Consider the following 16661-nt stretch of genomic DNA (forward strand, 5'->3'; position numbering starts at 1 on the left):
GCCGACGCCGCCCGCCGCGGCCGCCCCGCACCGCCACCCGTCGAAGCGCCGGCCGCCAACCCCGCACCGGGGGGCGGGATCCTCGGCCGCCCCGCGACCGGAGGCATCACGTCGCCGTACGGCATGCGCCAGCACCCCGTCCTGCACGTCTACAAGCTGCACACGGGCACCGACTTCTCCACCGGGTGCGGGGCACCGATCTACGCCGCCGCCGACGGCCGGATCATCTCCGCCGGGTTCAACACCGGCTACGGCAACCGGATCATGGTCGAGCACGGCACCGTTCGAGGACGCGATCTGGTGACGACCTACAACCACCTGACGTCCTTCGCCGTGCAGGGCGGCGCGGTCCGCAAGGGGCAGCTGCTCGGCTACTCGGGCACGACGGGCTACTCCACCGGCTGCCACCTGCACTTCGAGACGATCGTGGACGGGCGCTTCACCAACCCGATGGAGTGGCTCTGACCCTCGGCCGGGCGGGCGGCCACGCCTGGCGGCGGCCGCGGTCGGCATACGGTCTCTGCAGCCGGTCTGTCGCGGGGCGCCTCGAGAACTCGCTCCGGGGACCAGGTGACCGGCAGGTAGACTGGGACGCTATGGCCAAGGAGCAGGGCACCAAGGTGATCGCGCGCAACAAGAAGGCGCGCCACGACTACCACATCGAGGAGACGTGGGAGGCGGGCATCGTGCTGTCCGGGACCGAGGTGAAGTCGCTGCGGCAGGGGCGCGCCAGCCTCGTCGACGGCTTCGCGCAGGAGTACAACGGCGAGCTCTACCTCGAGGGCGTGCACATCCCCGAGTACTCCCAGGGCACCTGGACCAACCACGCCGCCCGCCGCCGTCGCAAGCTGCTCCTGCACCGCGACGAGCTCCGCAAGATTTTTGCCTCCTCGCAGGAGAGCGGCCACACCATCGTGCCGCTCGAGCTGTACTTCAAGGACGGCCGCGCCAAGGTCGAGATCGCGGTCGCCAAGGGCAAGAAGCTCTACGACAAGCGCCAGACGCTGCGCGAGCGGCAGGACAACCGTGAGGCGGCACGGGCGATGTCCAACGCGTTCAAGCGCGGGCGCGGCTGACACATCGACGGGCCGTCGGCGGATCCGGGGGAGCGGTTCGGATAGATTCGCCGTCAGAGGTCCGTCCAGCCAATTCCCGAGGGGGTACGACGTGACGCGTCCGGCGAGCACGATCCGACCAGGGGGAGCACCCCCGAGCTCGCGCGTCCGGCGCGTCCCGGCCCGCTCGCTGCCCCGGGTGCTCGCGGTCCTCGCGATCACCGTCTGGGCCCTCCTGCTCGGGGCCGGGCCGTCGTTCGCCGCCTCGGGCGGTGACCGGGTCACCCGTCTCGTCGTCGACTACGTCGTGGACGCCCAGGGCGGCGTCTCGGTGACGGAGACCTATGACTACCAGTTCAACACCAGCGGCCGGCACGGCATCGAGCGGACGGTCGCGACGGCACAGGGCTACACCCCGGCCGAGGAGACGTCTGCCGGCTCGGAGGGTTCTGGCGGGGCGACCTCGCAGGAGCGGCACTACGAGATCAGCGACATCTCGGCCAGCAGCCCGAGCGGCGCCCCGGCCCAGCTGAGCGTCCGCGACCAGGGCGACGCCACCGTCATACGGGTCGGGTCGCCCAACCGCACCGTCTCCGGGGCCGAGCGCTACGTCCTCAAGTACCACCTCGCCCACGTCGTCAACGAGCAGAAGGACGGCGTCGAGCTCTACTACAACGTCCTCGGCAACTCCTGGCGCGTGCCCTTCGACGCCGTCGAGGTGACGGTCCGCGGGCCCGGCTCCAGCGCCGTCAGCAAGACCGCCTGCTACTACGGCACCTTCAAGAGCGACACGCCCTGCCAGTCGACGCCGGGCAACCCGGCCCGGTTCAGCGCGCAGAACCTCGAGATCATGCAGAACATGAGCATCGTCGCGCTCCTGCCGCGCAGCGCCTTCACCGACGTCAGCAAGGACGTCCGGGACGCCGGGTCCGCCGGCTCGGGCGGCCCCTACATCTCGCCGGAGTCGGCGCGGGTGCGGACCCTCAGCCAGCTCGGCATCGGTGTCGGCGCGCCCCTCCTGGCACTGGCCGGCATGGGCGCCCTGGTCTGGCGACGAGGGCGGGACGAGCGGTATGTCGGGCTGGCCCCCGACACGCTCCCGGCCCCGGGGCAGGAGGTGCCGACGACGCGTGGCGGCAAGGCGCCGGTGACGGCGGTGCGGTTCAACCCGCCGGACAACGCGACCCCGGGACTCATCGGCACGATCTACGACGAGCACGCGGACACCATCGACGTCTCGGCCACCGTCATCGACCTGGCGGTGCGCGGCTACCTGCGGATCGAGCAGACCCAGGACGGCGGCCGGTTCCAGACCTCCGACTGGCGGCTCGAGTACCTCGGCACCCCCAAGGTGGGCGATCGCGGGCTGCTCAAGTACGAGCGCACCGTGCTCGACGGGATCTTCGCCTACGGCACCCCCGTGATGATGTCCGAGCTCAAGAACCACTTCTCGGGCACGCTGGCCATCGCCAAGCAGGAGATGTACTCCGAGACCGTGCAGCGCGGCTGGTTCCGGCAGTCGCCGGAGCGGGTGCGCCAGGGCTTCGGCTGCCTGACCTGGTTGCCGTTCGCGCTGATCTTCGGGTGGATGTTCTTCGGGGCCGGCTCCTTCGCGGGCGCCCTGACCAGCGACAGCATCGCGGGCTTCGACCTGCCCGTGCCCTCGGTCATGGTCGCCGCGGCCGGCCTGTTCTCGGTGCCGTTCATCATGCGCTGGCTCATCAAGAAGCTCCCGGCCCGCACGGCCGACGGCTCCGCGGTGCTCGAGCAGACCAAGGGCTTCCGCGAGTACCTCCTGACCGCCGAGGCCGAGCAGATCAAGTACGACGAGGCCCTCGACATCTTCAGCCGCTACCTGCCCTACGCGGTGGTGTTCGGCGTGGCCGATCGCTGGGCGCAAATCTTCGCCAAGGTCGCCGAGATGGCCCGGATGGACGGCTATGACGTGGGTGTGCCGACCTTCTACATCTGGTACGGCGGCGGCTTCGGCGGGTTCGGTGACTTCGGGCACGCGGTCGACTCGTTCTCGACGTCGGCGGCGGGCACCTTCACGTCCACGCCGGGCTCGTCGGGGGGCAGCGGCTTCGGCGGTGGCGGCTTCGGCGGGGGCGGGGGCTTCTCCGGAGGTGGCGTCGGCGACGGCGGCGGCGGCTCCTGGTGACCTACCCCCGGTAAAGGCATCGACCGGCCTTCGTTCGCCAGGCTGATGGACCTACCGCCGGTAGAGGCATCGACCGGCCTTCGTCCGCCAGGCTGATGGACCTGCCGCCGGTAGGTCCAAGGAGGCGACGACAGATGCAGGCAGCCAGGGGGAGAGAGCGATGAGCTGGACGACCAGGATCGCGAGCGTCGGCAGGGTGGGCGGTCTCGACAGCGCCGCCAGCATCGACATCGGGTTCCTCGTCCTCGGGGTGGCCCCGCTCCTGCTCGTCGCCGTCGTGCTCGTATGGTTTCGGCGGCGCCGCCGCGACGAGATGTTCGTCGGCGTGACACCCGGCGAGCTGCCGGCGACCGGGGACGGCATACGGACCCGACGGCTCGCAGGCCCGGGAGAGTGGCGCGGCCCGGTCGCCGTGAGGTTCGCCCCGCCCGACGACGTCACGCCCGGCATCGCGGGGACGGTCGTGGACGGGCGCGCCGACCAGGTCGACATCAGCGCCACGATCATCGACCTCGCCGTCCGCGGCCACCTCACCATCACGGCCGTCCACCCGCAGGGCGCCACCCGGGCAGCCAGCCCGACGGCCACCCCGCCCGGCACGGACGAGCCCTCGACCGCCGTCGACTGGGAGCTGACCCGCGCCCCCTCGCCATCCGGCCGGCTGCGCCCGTTCGAGGCCGAGCTGCTCGGCGAGCTCTTCGCGAGCGGCCCCGTGGTGCGGCTGTCGGCGCTCAAGGGGTCCTTCGGGATGACCTTGCGGCGGGCGCAGATCGGGCTCTACCGCGAGGTCGTCGATCGCGGGTGGTACGCCAAGCACCCCCAGGACCGCAACAAGCGCCTCTGGTGGCTGGGCATCCCCATGCTCCTGCTCGGCCTGCTGGTGCTCGGGGTGATGCTGATCGACCTGGTGACGGTGCGGCGGTTCGGGCCGCTCGAGGTCGTGCCCGGGCTGGGGCTCGTGGCGTCGGCGGCGCTGCTGCTGTGGGGCGGTCGTGGGCGCACGCCCCGCACGGCGGCAGGCACGGCGGTGCGGGTGCAGACCCTCGGCTTCCGCGAGTACCTCACCACCGCCGAGGCCGACCAGATCCGCTTCGAGGAGGCGCGGGACGTCTTCTCGCGCTATTTGCCCTACGCGATCGTGTTCGGCTGCGCCGAGCGGTGGTCGCGGATCTTCGGCGAGGTGGCGGCGCGGGCGCACCTCGCAGGGGTGGCCGACGTGGCGTTCGACCTCGACTGGATCCACGGCGTGGGGCTGCTCGCCGACGTGTCGCACTTGGGGCTCGACGTCGTGCGGGTCGTCGACGCGTTCGACGGGCCGGGGCTGGTCGACGTCGGCGCCGGGCTTGGCGGCCTCGGTGACCTCGACCTGGTCGACACCCTGTCCAACGGCCTCGGCGAGCTCGCCTCGGGGGTGGGGGAGTTCGTGTCCTCCGCGGGCGACCTCGTGGACGGGTTGGACGGGTGCGGCGACGGGTGCGACCTCGGTGGGTGCGACTTCTGAGCCGTATGCCGGACCGGGCGCGACGTCATACGGGCGAACCAGGATCCGCCCGGGTTGGTCACATCGGCCTGGCGTGCGAACCCAGGTCGATGTGACTACCTGAGGGAGGTCACTCGACGACGACGATCAGGTCCCCGCCCTCGACGGCCTGCGTCGCCCCGATCGCGAGCCGCGACACCCGACCGGCGACCGGCGTGGTGATGGCGGCCTCCATCTTCATCGCCTCGATCGTGGCGACCTGCGCGCCGGCCGCGACCTCGTCGCCCTCGCCGACCGCCAGGGTCACGACCCCCGCGAACGGCGCCGGCACGTGCCCCGGACGGGTCGTGTCGGCACGCTCGGCGGCCGCGACGTTGGACTTCACGGACTCGTCGCGCACCTCGATCGTGCGCATCTGGCCGTTGATGGTGACCATGACGTTGCGCATGCCGCGGGCGTCCGCGTCGCCGATCGCCGTGAGGCCGAGGAGCAGGGTCTTGCCCTTGTCCATCTGCACCTCGTGCTCCTCGCCGACCGCCAGGCCGTGCAGGAACTCGCGCGTGTTGAGCACCGACAGGTCGCTGAACGTGTCGCGTGCCGCCACGAACTCCTTGGTGGGCCCGGGGAAGAGCAGGCGGTTGAGCGTCATCCGAGGCTCGTCGGCGAGGGCCTGCTCGTCCTCGGCGGACAGCTCGGTCTCGACGGGCTTGGTCCGCCGGCCCTCGAGGGCCTTGGTGCGGAACGGCTCGGGCCAGCCGCCGGGCGGGGTGCCGAGGTCGCCGTTGAGGAAGCCGATGACCGAGTCCGGTATGTCGAACTTCTGCGGGTCCGCCTCGAACGCCGCCGGGTCCGCGCCCGCACCCACGAGCGCGAGCGCGAGGTCGCCCACGACCTTGGACGACGGGGTGACCTTGACGATGTTGCCGAGGATCCCGTTGGCGGCGGCGTACATGTCCTCGATGGCCTCGAACCGGTCGCCGAGCCCGAGCGCGATCGCCTGCTGGCGCAGGTTGGACAGCTGCCCGCCGGGGATCTCGTGGGTGTAGACGCGACCGGTCGGGCCGGCGAGCCCGGACTCGAACGGACCGTAGAGCCGGCGGATGGCCTCCCAGTAGGGCTCGAGGTCCATGACGGCGTCGAGGTCGAGCCCGGTGGCCCGGTCGGTGCCGTCGGTGGCCGCGACCAGCGCGGACATCGAGACCTGGGAGGTGGTGCCGGCCATCGAGGCCGCCGCCACGTCCACCGCGTCGACGCCGGCGTCGATCGCCGCGACGAGCGTGGCGAGCTGACCGCCGGCGGTGTCGTGGGTGTGCAGGTGCACCGGCAGGTCGAAGCGCTCGCGCAGCGCCCGCACGAGCTGGGCGGCGGCCGGCGCGCGCAGCAGACCCGCCATGTCCTTGATCGCCAGCACGTGGGCGCCGGCCTCGACCAGCTGCTCGGCGAGGCGCAGGTAGTAGTCGAGGGTGTAGAGCTGCTCGCCCGGCGAGAGCATGTTGCCGGTGTAGCAGAGCGCGGCCTCGGCGACGGCGTGGTCGGTCTCGCGCACGGCCTCGATCGCGGGGCGCATCTGGTCGACGTTGTTGAGGGCGTCGAAGATGCGGAACACGTCGACGCCCGTGCGGGCCGCCTCGGCCACGAAGGCGTTGGTCACCGACAGCGGGTAGGGGGTGTAGCCCACCGTGTTGCGCCCGCGCAGCAGCATCTGGATGGGGAGGTTGGGCATCGCCTCGTGCAGCTTGGCCAGCCGCTCCCAGGGGTCCTCGAGCAGGAAGCGCAGCGCCACGTCGTAGGTCGCGCCGCCCCACGCCTCCACCGAGAGCAGCTGCGGCAGCATGTGCGCGACGTAGGGCCCGACGTGCAGCATGTCCCGCGTCCGGACGCGGGTCGCGAGCAGCGACTGGTGGGCGTCGCGGAAGGTCGTGTCGGTGACGGCGACGGAGGTGCGCTCGCGCAGGGCTCGGGCCCAGCCCTCGGGGCCGAGGTCGAGCAGCTGCTGGCGCGAGCCGGCGGGCGGCTCGGCGCGCAGCACGTCCTCGGGCAGGTGCGGGAGCTTCTCGCGGGCGGAGCGCTCGGTGCGCTGGGGGCCGTGGGGCTGGTTGACGGTGATGCCCGCGAGGTAGGTCAGCAGCTTGGTGCCGCGGTCGGCGGGCATGCGGTTGTCGAACAGCGAGGGCCGCTCCTCGATAAAGCTCGTCGTGATGCGCCCCGCGATGAAGTCGGGGTCGCTGATGAGCGACTCGAGGAAGGTGATGTTGGTGGAGATGCCGCGGATGCGGAACTCCTGCAGCGCCCGCTGGGCCCGCTGCACGGCGGTCGCGAAGTCGCGCCCGCGACAGGTGAGCTTGACCAGCATGGAGTCGAAGTGCGCGCCCACCTCGGCGCCGTCGAACACCGTGCCGCCGTCGAGGCGGACGCCCGCGCCGCCGGGGGAGCGGTAGACCATGATGCGGCCGGTGTCGGGGCGGAAGCCGTTGGACGGGTCCTCGGTCGTGATGCGGCACTGCAGCGCCGCGCCGCGCAGCCGGACCGAGTCCTGGGCGAGGCCCAGCTCGGCGAGCGTCTCGCCGGCGGCGATCCGCAGCTGGCTGGACACGAGGTCGACGTCGGTGACCTCCTCGGTGACGGTGTGCTCGACCTGGATGCGGGGGTTCATCTCGATGAAGACGTAGCGCCCGTCCGGTCCGAGGAGGAACTCGACGGTCCCGGCGTTGACGTAGCCGATCTGGCGCGCGAACCGCACCGCGTCCGCGCACATCCGGTCCCGCAGCTCGGGGTCGAGGTTGGGGGCGGGGGCGACCTCGACGACCTTCTGGTGGCGACGCTGCACCGAGCAGTCCCGCTCGAACAGGTGGATCGTCTCGCCGGTCGCGTCGGCGAGGATCTGCACCTCGATGTGGCGCGGGGAGACGACGGCCTCCTCGAGGTACATCCGGTCGTCGCCGAACGCGCTGCCCGCCTCGCGCTGCGCCTCGACGATCGCGGCCTCGAGCGCGTCGGGGGAGTCGACCTTGCGCATGCCACGCCCGCCGCCGCCGCTCACGGCCTTGACGAACAGCGGGAACCCGATCTCCTCGGACGCCGCCACGAGGGTGGCGACGTCGTTGCTGGGCTCGCTGTCGTGCAGGATCGGCAGCCCGGCCTCCTCGGCGGCCTTGATGGCGCGGGCCTTGTTGCCGGTGAGCTCGAGCACGGTGTGCGCGGGTCCGACGAAGGTGATGCCCTCCTCCTCGCAGCGCTGCGCGAGGTCGGGGTTCTCCGACAGGAAGCCGTAGCCGGGGTAGATCGCGTCGGCCCCCGCCTCCTTGGCCGCCGTGATGATCCCCTCGACGTCGAGGTAGGCCCGGACCGGGTGCCCCTCCTCGCCGATCTGGTAGGCCTCGTCGGCCTTGAGGCGGTACTCCGCCTTGCGGTCCTCGTAGGGGAACACGGCCACGGTCGTGATACCGAGCTCGGTGGCGGCGCGGAACGCCCGGACGGCGATCTCACCACGGTTGGCGACGAGGACCTTGCGGAACATGGGGTGCTCCCTCGGGGAGTGGCTGGACAGGCAGCCGGCCGGGCGGGCCGGCCGACTCTGCGGCCAGCCTAGGGAGCGGGGGTCGACCCGTCCTGGTCAGTCCGTATGACGGGAGCGATTGCCCGTCGTGCGCTGCGGCGACGGGCGACGGGCGACGCGCGATGGCCGGGGACAGGAGGGGCATCGCCCGACGCGCGGGCGATGCCACTCCGTGACGCACCCGCCTACCAGGTGTGGGCGACGTCCACCACCAGGCGTTGCCTGGTCGCGTCCTTGACGACGAACGCCCGCATGGGCAGCCGCGCCCGGGTCCCCACGCCGAAGGTGGTCTGCCCCTCGAAGGATCCGCCGAAGGCGATCTGGCGGAAGGTGCTGAAGCCGGAGACGCGGACGGCCTCGAGGCGGTTGGCCGGCCGATAGGTCGGGCGCCCCTCGGGGGTGTAGGCGGGCGCCTGCACCGTGACGACGAGGTCCGCTGCCCCCCGCAGCGGGATCGTGTCGCCCTTGGCGATGTCCGTGAACCGGGACCGGTAGCCGACGTGGTAGCCGACGGTGCGGGTCGAGGCCGGTCCGAGGTCGACGACCAGGCGGTCGAAGCAGGCGTGCCGGCCGGCCCGGGCGCCGAGGACGCGGACGTCGGCGGTGCTGGTGGAGGCCTCGTCCAGCGACCCCCACGTCGTGGCGCAGGCCGAGCGGGTGGTGGGTGCCGCGGTCGCGGGACCGGTGGTGAGGACGGCCAGGCTGGTGGCCGCCGTCAGGACGGCAGCCGCGGCTGCCGCACCCGACGTCAGGTGATGGGTGGTTCTCATGTCTACGTCCCCCATGGATGCAGGTCGCCCGCCGCGAGGTCGCGGGCACGGGCGGCGCCGGCCGGGGCGTTGCGCCGACCGACGGCGAGGGAGGCCGGGGCGTGCTGCCGGGCCTCGGGTGGCGCCAGGGCAGGCAAGCCGGTGTGGCCGGGGGAGACGAGGCGTCGGTCTCGGCCGCCGAGGCGGCCGGTGGGTTGCAGGCACCCGTCGCGTGGCGACGGGTCTACTCCAGGATAGGTCCCAGGGCGTCTCAGGGGAAGGCCTGCAGCCGGTAGGTTCGGGTGGTGACGATCGACGCCGACCGCTACCTCGCCGGGAGCCCGGACCGGGTCGAGCTGCAGCGACGCACCGTGCGGACGCTGGCCGTCACCAACGCCGTCGGCGGGGTCGGCGTCACGACCGGGATCACGGTCGCCTCGCTGCTGGCCGCGGACGTCTCCGGGCGCGAGGAGCTCGCCGGCCTCAGCCAGACCGCGCAGGTGGCGGGGACCGCGGTGGCGGCATACCTGCTGTCCCGCGTGATGACCCGGCGGGGCCGTCGGGTCGGGCTGTCGATCGGCTATCTCGTGGGCGCCACCGGTGCGCTGCTGTGCGTGCTGGCCGGGGTGATCCGCAGCTTCCCGCTCCTGCTGGTGGCGGCGGCGCTGTTCGGCGCAGCCAGCGCGTCCAACTCCCAGTCTCGTTTTGCCGCCACGGATCTCGCCAGCGACCAGCACCGTGGCCGGGACCTGTCGATGGTCGTGTGGGCCACCACGATCGGTGCGGTGCTCGGCCCCAACCTCGCGGACGTCGGCGGGACGCTCGCGACGCGGCTGGGCCTGCCGGCGCTCACCGGAGCGTTCCTGATCACGGCGGTGGCGCTGGGCGTCACCATCGGGCTGCTCTCCCTGTGGCTGCGCCCCGACCCGCTCGCCGTGGCCCGCGCGGTCGCCGACCACGAGGAGCGCGTCGCCGCGGCGGCCGGGGCGACGCGGGTGGAGGTGCCCTCGGCCTGGCGCGTCGTGCGGACCCACCCCACGGTCGGCGCGTGCGTCGTGGCGATCGCCCTCGCCCACACGGTCATGGTGTCGGTGATGATCATGACGCCGATCCACATGCGCCACGGCGACGCCAGCATCCGGCTCATCGGGCTGACGATCAGCGGCCACATCCTCGGCATGTACGCCTTCTCCCCGCTCGTCGGCCGCCTCGTGGACCGCTGGGGCGGCTGGCGGGTCGTGCTCGCCGGTGCGGTGATCGAGGGCGCGTCGATCGTGGCTGCCGCCACCACCCACGAAGGCGCGTCCTGGCTGCTCTCGGCCGCGTTGTTCGGGCTCGGTCTCGGCTGGTCGTTCGCCCTGATCGGGGCGTCCTCCGCGCTCGTGGGTGCCACCCCGCTCGGCGCCCGGGCGCCGGTCCAGGGGCTCGCCGACCTGGTCATGGGGCTGACCGCCGCCGTGGGCGGCGCCCTGGCCGGGGTGATCGTCGGCTGGCTGGGCTACCCCGCGCTCGCGCTGTCCTGCCTGCCCGCCGCGGCGGTCGTGGGTGGGTGCGGGCTGCTCGTGCGGCGGGCCGCGCGATAGGTTCGTCATGGAGCCATAGCAGGTCAGCGTCGATCCCCGTTGTCAGCAGGAGAGTCCGTATGCCGGAAGAAGCCCCGACCACCGCCACGCCGCGCCCCGGGCACACCGACGAAGTCCTCTACGAGCGCCGTGGGGCGCTGGGCCGGATCCTGCTCAACCGGCCCCGGGCCATCAACTCCCTCACCACCTCGATGGTCGACTCGCTGCTGGCGCAGCTGCACGACTGGGGTGGGGACGACGAGGTCGCCAGCGTCAGCATCGAGGGCGTCGGACCCAAGGGGCTGTGCGCCGGCGGCGACATGCGCGCCGCGCGCGAGGCGACCCTCGAGGGACGTGACGATGCCGTCGTGTTCTGGGACCACGAGTACCAGGTCAACGCCGCCATCGCCACGTACCCCAAGCCCTACGTGGCGTTCATGGACGGCATCGTGATGGGCGGAGGAGTGGGCGTCTCCGCGCACGGCTCCCTGCGCCTCGCCACCGAGCGCACGCGACTGGCCATGCCCGAGACCGCGATCGGCTTCTTCCCCGACGTCGCCGGCTGCTGGTGGCTCGCCAAGGCGCCGGGCGAGCTCGGTCCCTACCTCGCCATGAGCGGAGCGTCCATGACCGGGGCGGACGCTGTGGCAACGGGATTCGCGGACGCGCTGATCCCCTCCGACGAGATCCCCTCTCTGCTCGACAGACTCGCGGACGGGGAGCGGCTCGACCCGTCCGTCGGTGACACCGACCCGACGAGTCCCCTTGTCGCGCAACGCGGCTGGATCGACGAGTGCTTCGCCGGCGATGACCCAGCGGTGATCCTGGGGCGGCTCGAGGCGCATGGCAGCGAGGAGGCCAGGCAGTGCGCCTCCGACATACGGACCAAGTCCCCGCTGTCCGTCGCCGTCGCGCTGGAGGCCGTGCGCCGGGCCGCCCGCATGCGCAGCATCAAGGAGGTGCTGCAGCAGGACCGCGTCCTCGGCCGGCACTTCTGGGAGCGGTCGGACATGCCCGAGGGGGTGCGCGTCGTGCTCGTCGACAAGGGCAAGGGGGCGCCGCCGCGGTGGCTGTGGGACCGCGTCGAGGACGTGCCGCACGACGTCGTGCAGGGCATGTTCGTCCGCTGAGGGCGCTAAGGTGACCCCGTGATCCGGACGGTATAGAGGCGCCAGCACCACCCACCTCGTCGGTGGGTGGATCGCCGCGCCCTCTGCCCCGGCCGCACCGCGGCCCCGCCCCTCGGAGTCACCCATGTCCGGCACCGCCGTTGCCGGGAGCTATCGCACCCGTCTCGCCGATCCCGTCGTCGCGCGCACCTTCGTGCTCGCCCTGGTCGGTCGACTCGGGCATGCCGTGCTCCCGCTCACCTTCTTGTTCACCGTCCGCCAGTCCACCGACAGCTTCGCCACCGCGGCCGCCGCCATGGCGGTCTTCGGCTCGACGACCCTCGTCATGCCGGTGCAGGCCCGCCTCGCCGACCGGCACGGCCAGCGCGTCGTGCTCACCTGCGTCGCAGCGGGATTCGTGCTCGTCCTCGGCGCCGCGGCACTCGTCGCCCGCGGGTCTGGGGGCGCCCCTGCGGCAGCGTGGCTGGCGATCTCGGTCCTGCTCGGCCTCACGGCGCCGGCCCTCGGGCCCCCGATGCGGGCGCAGTGGCGCTGGTTCGTGCCCGAGGGGCCGGCGCGGGTCAAGGCCTACTCGCTCGACGCCGTCTGCGAGGAGACGCTCTATCTCGTCGGCCCCGTCGTCGCCGCCGCCGTGCTCGCCCGCGGACCCGCCTGGCACGGGCTCGTGCTCGTGGCCGGGCTCATCGTGGTCGGGGCGGCCGGCCTCGTGAGCTCCCCGGCCGCGACCGTCACCGCGGCCCCGGCGGATCCGGACGATCCGGAAATCTTTGCCGGGCAAGGCAACTCACCCGGACCCACCGACGCAACCGGACCCACCGACGCAACCGGACCCACCGACGCAACCGGACCCACCGACGCAACCGGACGCAACGACGCACCGGCGTCTGGAGGCTCCGCGGCGCCAGGACGGCGGGGTTCACCCCTCGGGCTCGCCGGGATGCGGCGGCTGCTCGCCCTCATGGCGGGCTTCGGGTGCGCGAGCGCGTTGATGTACACCGGGGTCGCCGCCCGCGCCGACGCCGCCGGGCATCCGGGCTGGGCGGGCTACGTCGAGGCAGTGGTAGGCGCCGCCTCCGTGACCGGCGGCCTCGCGTGGGGCGCCCGACGGCACCGGCGTGCCTGGCCGGCGCAGCTCGCGGGAACCCTTGGCCTGCTGGGGATCTCGCTGTGCGTGGCGTCGGCGATGACGTCGTGGTGGCTGCTTGGCGTCGTCCTCGTCGGGGCGGGCCTGGCAGTGTCGCCGAGCTACACCGTGGCCTTCGTGGCGGCCGACGCGGAGACGCCCCCGCACCTGCGCACCGAGGCGAGCACGTGGGTGAGCACCATCACCAACCTCGGCTCGTCCGGCGGCACCGCCCTGGCCGGCGTGGTGGTCGGGGCCTGGGGCGCGGGTGCGCCACTCGCCGTGGCCGGAGTCGTGGCCCTGGTGGCTGCCGCAGCGGCCGGCAGCCTGGCCGCGACCCCCTCCCGCAGCTAGCCCACGCGACAAGAGTGCTGTCTGCCCGCACCTTTGTGCGCTCGCAGCTCACGAACTGTCGGTTTCCAGCCCGGAATCCGTGCGTTCGTGAGCTGCGAGCGCACGAACCTCCGCCTCAGCGCGGGATCGGGTCAGCCGATGGCGGTGACGGGGCCGGTGCCGACGTCGTGGCCGCGGTACATGCCGGGGGAGTTGAACGCCAGCACCACCTCACCCGCCGGGGTCACCGCGATCAGCCCGCCGTCGGCGCCACGCGCACCCACGAGCTCGTCGATGGTCTCGCGCACCGCCGTCGCGAGGTCCTGGCCACCCCAGCGCAGCCGCGCGTGGATCTCGTGCGCCACCGCTCCGCGGACGAACAGCTCGCCCTGACCCGTGCACGACACCGCGACCGTCGCGTCGTCCGCCCAGGTCCCGCACCCCACGAGCGAGGTGTCGCCGACCCGGCCGGGGAGCTGCGCGGTGATCCCGCCCGTCGAGGTCGCGGCCGCGACCCGCCCCGACCGGTCCCGCGCGACCGCACCGACCGTTCCGTGCTTGTACTCCAGGAAGGACGACGTCTCCTCCAGCATGCGGCGACGGGCCTCGGTGACGTAGTAGTCCGGCGACACCACCTCGAGACCCCACTGCTCCAGCAACGCGGCAGCGGGGGCTGCCATCAGCACGTGGTCGGTCTGCTCCATGACGGCGCGCGCGGCCATGACGGGGTTGCGGGGGCCGTTCGCGCAGGTCACGGCCCCGGAGCGGGAGTCTCCGGTCATCACGCAGGCGTCGAGCTCGGCGGTGCCCTCGACCGTCAGGGCGGCACCACGACCGGCGTTGAAGCACTCGCTGTCCTCCAGCACCCGCACGCTGGCGCACACCGCGTCAAGCGCAGCCCCGCCCTCGTCGAGCACGGCGCGGCCTGCGGCGACGGCGGCGGACAGCGCAGCCGTCGCGGCCGCGGCCTGCTCGGGCGACAGTGAGGCGGGGTCGACGCCCCCCCCGCCGTGGATCGCGACGGCCGGGCCCTCGCCGGCCGGCAGGTGGGTGAGCTGGACAGGAGGCTGCGGCGTCATACGGCCATTGTCGTATGACGACCCCGCCGCCATGCTCCTGGACGGGGCACTGGCCGGGACCGGACGTCGGGGCGGGCGAGTCTTGTTACGTTCGTTTAGTTGTCCATCTGGCTCAGCAACGGGGTGAGCAGCGCGCGCGGAAGGCCCACGAGGGCAACCATCTACTCCCGCCTCGACACGCAGACCGAGGAGCTCCGCACCCGCCTGGGGGGTCTGCCGACACCACACGAGTCCGAGTGCGTCTGGTCCGACATCTGGCATCTCGAGGCCCACCACTCCACGGCGCTCGAGGGAAACCTCGAGGCGACCCACGCAGCGACGGACAGTGGCTCTCCACGAGCAGAGCCGTGGAGCAGTACATGGAGTCCCGACCCCGCTCGGGCTGACGCGGGAATCGCGGTGGAGCGCCGCGCGTTGCGACAGGTAGACTCCACGTCTGACCTGGGCCCCGTGCGCAGGTCGTTGATTGACAAGTCCACAGCGTGACGTGCCCGCCCCTCACCGGGACCCCCTTGGGGGTGATCGGTTTCGACGTTGGTCGATCTGTCAGGGGAAGCGGGCCGAGGATGCTGAGTTATCTCGTTAACGCCCTCAGCAAACCAATAGGTGCCAATTCCAAGCGCACCGACTTCGCCCTCGCCGCCTGAGCGAGTCCGAAGTCTGTCAGCCTAGGTGTGATCTCGGCCTAGGGTCTGGCATCAGCTAGAGATCTTGCTGCACGCCGGTGTCGGGACGGCGTGCGGGACTCCTTCTCGACTGGGCCTGTCAGGGGACGTGTGCGTGCGAGCCCTGAGGCCGAGAAAATCCTTAGCGCACTGCGCCCGGAGAAGCCCTGGTGCGTCGTCAGCGGACGCGGGTTCGATTCCCGCCACCTCCACCAGATCGGGCACGTCACGCCGTGGACCTGCAGCACAAGGCCCCCTCGCCTCCACCAGGAGACCGAGGGGGCCTTGTCGTCATACGGGCTCGTATGCCGGAAGGGCTCAGACGGAGGGGATGTCCGCGGGGCCGCTGCCGGGGGTGGCGCTCTGACCGGCGGCACCGGGCTGACCCGGCTGCTGGGCGAGCTGCGCCTCGGCTGCGGCGACCTGCTGGGCGTACTCCCGCTTGACCGTCTCCATGTCGAGCGACTTGATCTGGGTGATCAGGTCCTCGAGGGCGTTGGCCGGCAGGGCGCCGGGCTGCATCAGCAGCGGCACGCCCTCGCGGAAGGCCATGATCGTGGGGATCGAGGTGATCTGGAGCATCGCGGCGAGGCCCTGCTCCGCCTCGGTGTCGATCTTGCCGAAGACGACGTCCTCGTGCTTGTCCGAGGAGGCCTCGAAGACCGGGGCGAACTGCTTGCAGGGGCCGCACCAGTCGGCCCAGAAGTCGTAGAGGACGATGTCGTTGTCCTGGATGGTCGACTCGAAGGTCGCTTCCGTGATCTGACGGGTGCTCATGGGCCGTGCAACGAGCGACGTCCGGCGAGCATTCCCCGGACGGGCGCCGAGATCACTAGCCTGGCGCCCCATGGACCGCCCTCGTCGCACCCGAGCCGTGCTGCTGATCGCCTTCGCGCTGGCGGTGGTGGTGCAGCTGGTCGGCCTCTACTGGCCCAGCCCGCCGGCGGCCGTGTCGGCGCTCGCGGGGTGGGACAAGGTCACGCACGCGCTGATGTTCGGCCTGCCGGTGCTCGCCGGCCTGGCTGGCGGCCTGTCGCGGGTGCCTCTGGTGCTGGTCAGCGTCGCGCACGCGCCCGTCTCGGAGTGGCTGCAGGGGTCCGTCCTGCCCCACCGCTCCGCGGACTGGCGCGACGTGCTGGCCGACCTGGCGGGCATCGTCGTCGCGGTGGCCCTGTGGTCGGTCATCGGCGGACAGGACCGGGCGCGGTCGGGCGCACGGTCGGGCACCTGATAGACTGGCGTCAGCAGTCTCGCTTGTGCGGCTCGCGTCGACCGGTCCTCGGACCACCACGACGTGGCCGTGGCGCACCGTCCGGATGGACAGGGCCCCAGCTAGGTCTGGGCAAGCCACAGGGGTGACCGACCCCCGAGATTTTCTTGGCCGCTCAGCAGGAGCGGCCCACGAGAAGCGAGACGCAGCCGGCGGCAGCACGTCGACCGGCCCGACCGGGCTCCCAGCAGCGGAGCCTGAGGCTCGCCTTCATCGTTGCCCTCGCCAGGTGGCTCGAAGCGTGCCTATCGACCACCCAGCTAGGAAGCTCATGTCCCCTCAGTCCTCTGCCGGCGCGCCCAAGAAGGCCCGTTGGAGCACCTCCAAGAAGCTCGAGGCCCGTCGTGGCCCGAGCAAGCCCCACCGCGGCCAGGGCCCCACCGGCGGCCACGACGAGCGTCGCCCCTACAACCGCGACGAGCGGTCGTATGCCGAGCGTGGCCCCCGCAGCGAGTCCCGCGACGAGCGCGGCCCCCATCGCGAGTTCAACCGTGACGA

Annotated in this window: 13 protein-coding genes and 1 other RNA gene; 10 read left to right on the forward strand and 4 right to left on the reverse strand. The window is 72.3% G+C overall.

Annotation, left to right across the window (positions count from 1 at the left end; all coding sequences use genetic code 11):
• The 4 genes from B2P18_RS06490 to B2P18_RS06505 all read left to right on the forward strand — a co-directional run.
• Nucleotides 1-465, forward strand: a 465-nt coding sequence (locus tag B2P18_RS06490) for a M23 family metallopeptidase (RefSeq protein ID WP_286957149.1), incomplete at its 5' end; no start/stop codon positions are given.
• Nucleotides 466-596: 131 nt separating this feature from the next.
• Nucleotides 597-1076 (forward strand): SsrA-binding protein SmpB, encoded by a 480-nt coding sequence (gene smpB / locus B2P18_RS06495; protein WP_019287690.1) that lies wholly within the window; start codon nucleotides 597-599, stop codon nucleotides 1074-1076.
• A 91-nt stretch (nucleotides 1077-1167) separates the two neighbouring features.
• Nucleotides 1168-3216: a DUF2207 domain-containing protein gene (locus B2P18_RS06500; RefSeq protein WP_205621849.1), complete on the forward strand. Its 2049-nt coding sequence runs from the start codon at nucleotides 1168-1170 to the stop codon at nucleotides 3214-3216.
• A 160-nt stretch (nucleotides 3217-3376) separates the two neighbouring features.
• Nucleotides 3377-4717: a DUF2207 domain-containing protein gene (locus B2P18_RS06505; RefSeq protein ID WP_286957161.1), complete on the forward strand. Its 1341-nt coding sequence runs from the start codon at nucleotides 3377-3379 to the stop codon at nucleotides 4715-4717.
• A 109-nt stretch (nucleotides 4718-4826) separates the two neighbouring features.
• On the opposite strand, the gene B2P18_RS06510 is transcribed toward B2P18_RS06505, so the two are convergent.
• Nucleotides 4827-8213, reverse strand: coding sequence for a pyruvate carboxylase (locus tag B2P18_RS06510; RefSeq protein WP_286957162.1), 3387 nt, complete (start codon nucleotides 8211-8213; stop codon nucleotides 4827-4829).
• A gap of 224 nt (nucleotides 8214-8437) precedes the next feature.
• Nucleotides 8438-9022: an AMIN-like domain-containing (lipo)protein gene (locus B2P18_RS06515; protein ID WP_029212910.1), complete on the reverse strand. Its 585-nt coding sequence runs from the start codon at nucleotides 9020-9022 to the stop codon at nucleotides 8438-8440.
• Between the two features lie 284 nt (nucleotides 9023-9306).
• Here B2P18_RS06515 and B2P18_RS06520 point away from each other — a divergent pair, with 284 nt between their 5' ends.
• The 3 genes from B2P18_RS06520 to B2P18_RS06530 all read left to right on the forward strand — a co-directional run bounded on the left by B2P18_RS06520 (nucleotide 9307) and on the right by B2P18_RS06530 (nucleotide 13170).
• On the forward strand, nucleotides 9307-10584 hold the full coding sequence (locus B2P18_RS06520) for an MFS transporter (protein ID WP_286957167.1): 1278 nt from the start codon (nucleotides 9307-9309) through the stop codon (nucleotides 10582-10584).
• A gap of 59 nt (nucleotides 10585-10643) precedes the next feature.
• Nucleotides 10644-11693 carry a 3-hydroxyisobutyryl-CoA hydrolase gene (locus B2P18_RS06525; RefSeq protein WP_286957169.1) on the forward strand — a complete coding sequence of 350 codons (1050 nt, stop codon included), beginning with the start codon at nucleotides 10644-10646 and terminating at the stop codon, nucleotides 11691-11693.
• Between the two features lie 124 nt (nucleotides 11694-11817).
• On the forward strand, nucleotides 11818-13170 hold the full coding sequence (locus B2P18_RS06530; RefSeq protein WP_286957170.1) for an MFS transporter: 1353 nt from the start codon (nucleotides 11818-11820) through the stop codon (nucleotides 13168-13170).
• A 131-nt stretch (nucleotides 13171-13301) separates the two neighbouring features.
• Here the strand turns inward: B2P18_RS06530 and B2P18_RS06535 are convergent, their stop codons facing one another.
• On the reverse strand, nucleotides 13302-14228 hold the full coding sequence (locus B2P18_RS06535; protein ID WP_286957174.1) for an isoaspartyl peptidase/L-asparaginase family protein: 927 nt from the start codon (nucleotides 14226-14228) through the stop codon (nucleotides 13302-13304).
• 514 nt (nucleotides 14229-14742) lie between these two features.
• Here B2P18_RS06535 and ssrA point away from each other — a divergent pair.
• Nucleotides 14743-15108, forward strand: a transfer-messenger RNA (tmRNA) gene (ssrA, locus tag B2P18_RS06540).
• 103 nt (nucleotides 15109-15211) lie between these two features.
• On the opposite strand, the gene trxA is transcribed toward ssrA, so the two are convergent.
• The gene (gene trxA, locus B2P18_RS06545; RefSeq protein ID WP_019287701.1) at nucleotides 15212-15670 is read right to left on the reverse strand and encodes a thioredoxin; all 459 of its coding nucleotides are present in this window, start codon (nucleotides 15668-15670) and stop codon (nucleotides 15212-15214) included.
• Between the two features lie 70 nt (nucleotides 15671-15740).
• Here trxA and B2P18_RS06550 point away from each other — a divergent pair, with 70 nt between their 5' ends.
• Together B2P18_RS06550 and B2P18_RS06555 are read left to right on the forward strand one after the other, a co-directional pair.
• A complete protein-coding gene (locus tag B2P18_RS06550; RefSeq protein ID WP_286957179.1) occupies nucleotides 15741-16124 on the forward strand; it encodes a VanZ family protein in 384 nt (127 codons plus the stop codon).
• A gap of 310 nt (nucleotides 16125-16434) precedes the next feature.
• The coding region (locus tag B2P18_RS06555) for a hypothetical protein (protein WP_286957184.1) at nucleotides 16435-16661 on the forward strand (227 nt) is incomplete at its 3' end.

Origin of the sequence: Arsenicicoccus sp. UBA2120, from assembly GCF_002330965.1 — a bacterium.
Classification (GTDB): domain Bacteria; phylum Actinomycetota; class Actinomycetes; order Actinomycetales; family Dermatophilaceae; genus Arsenicicoccus; species Arsenicicoccus bolidensis.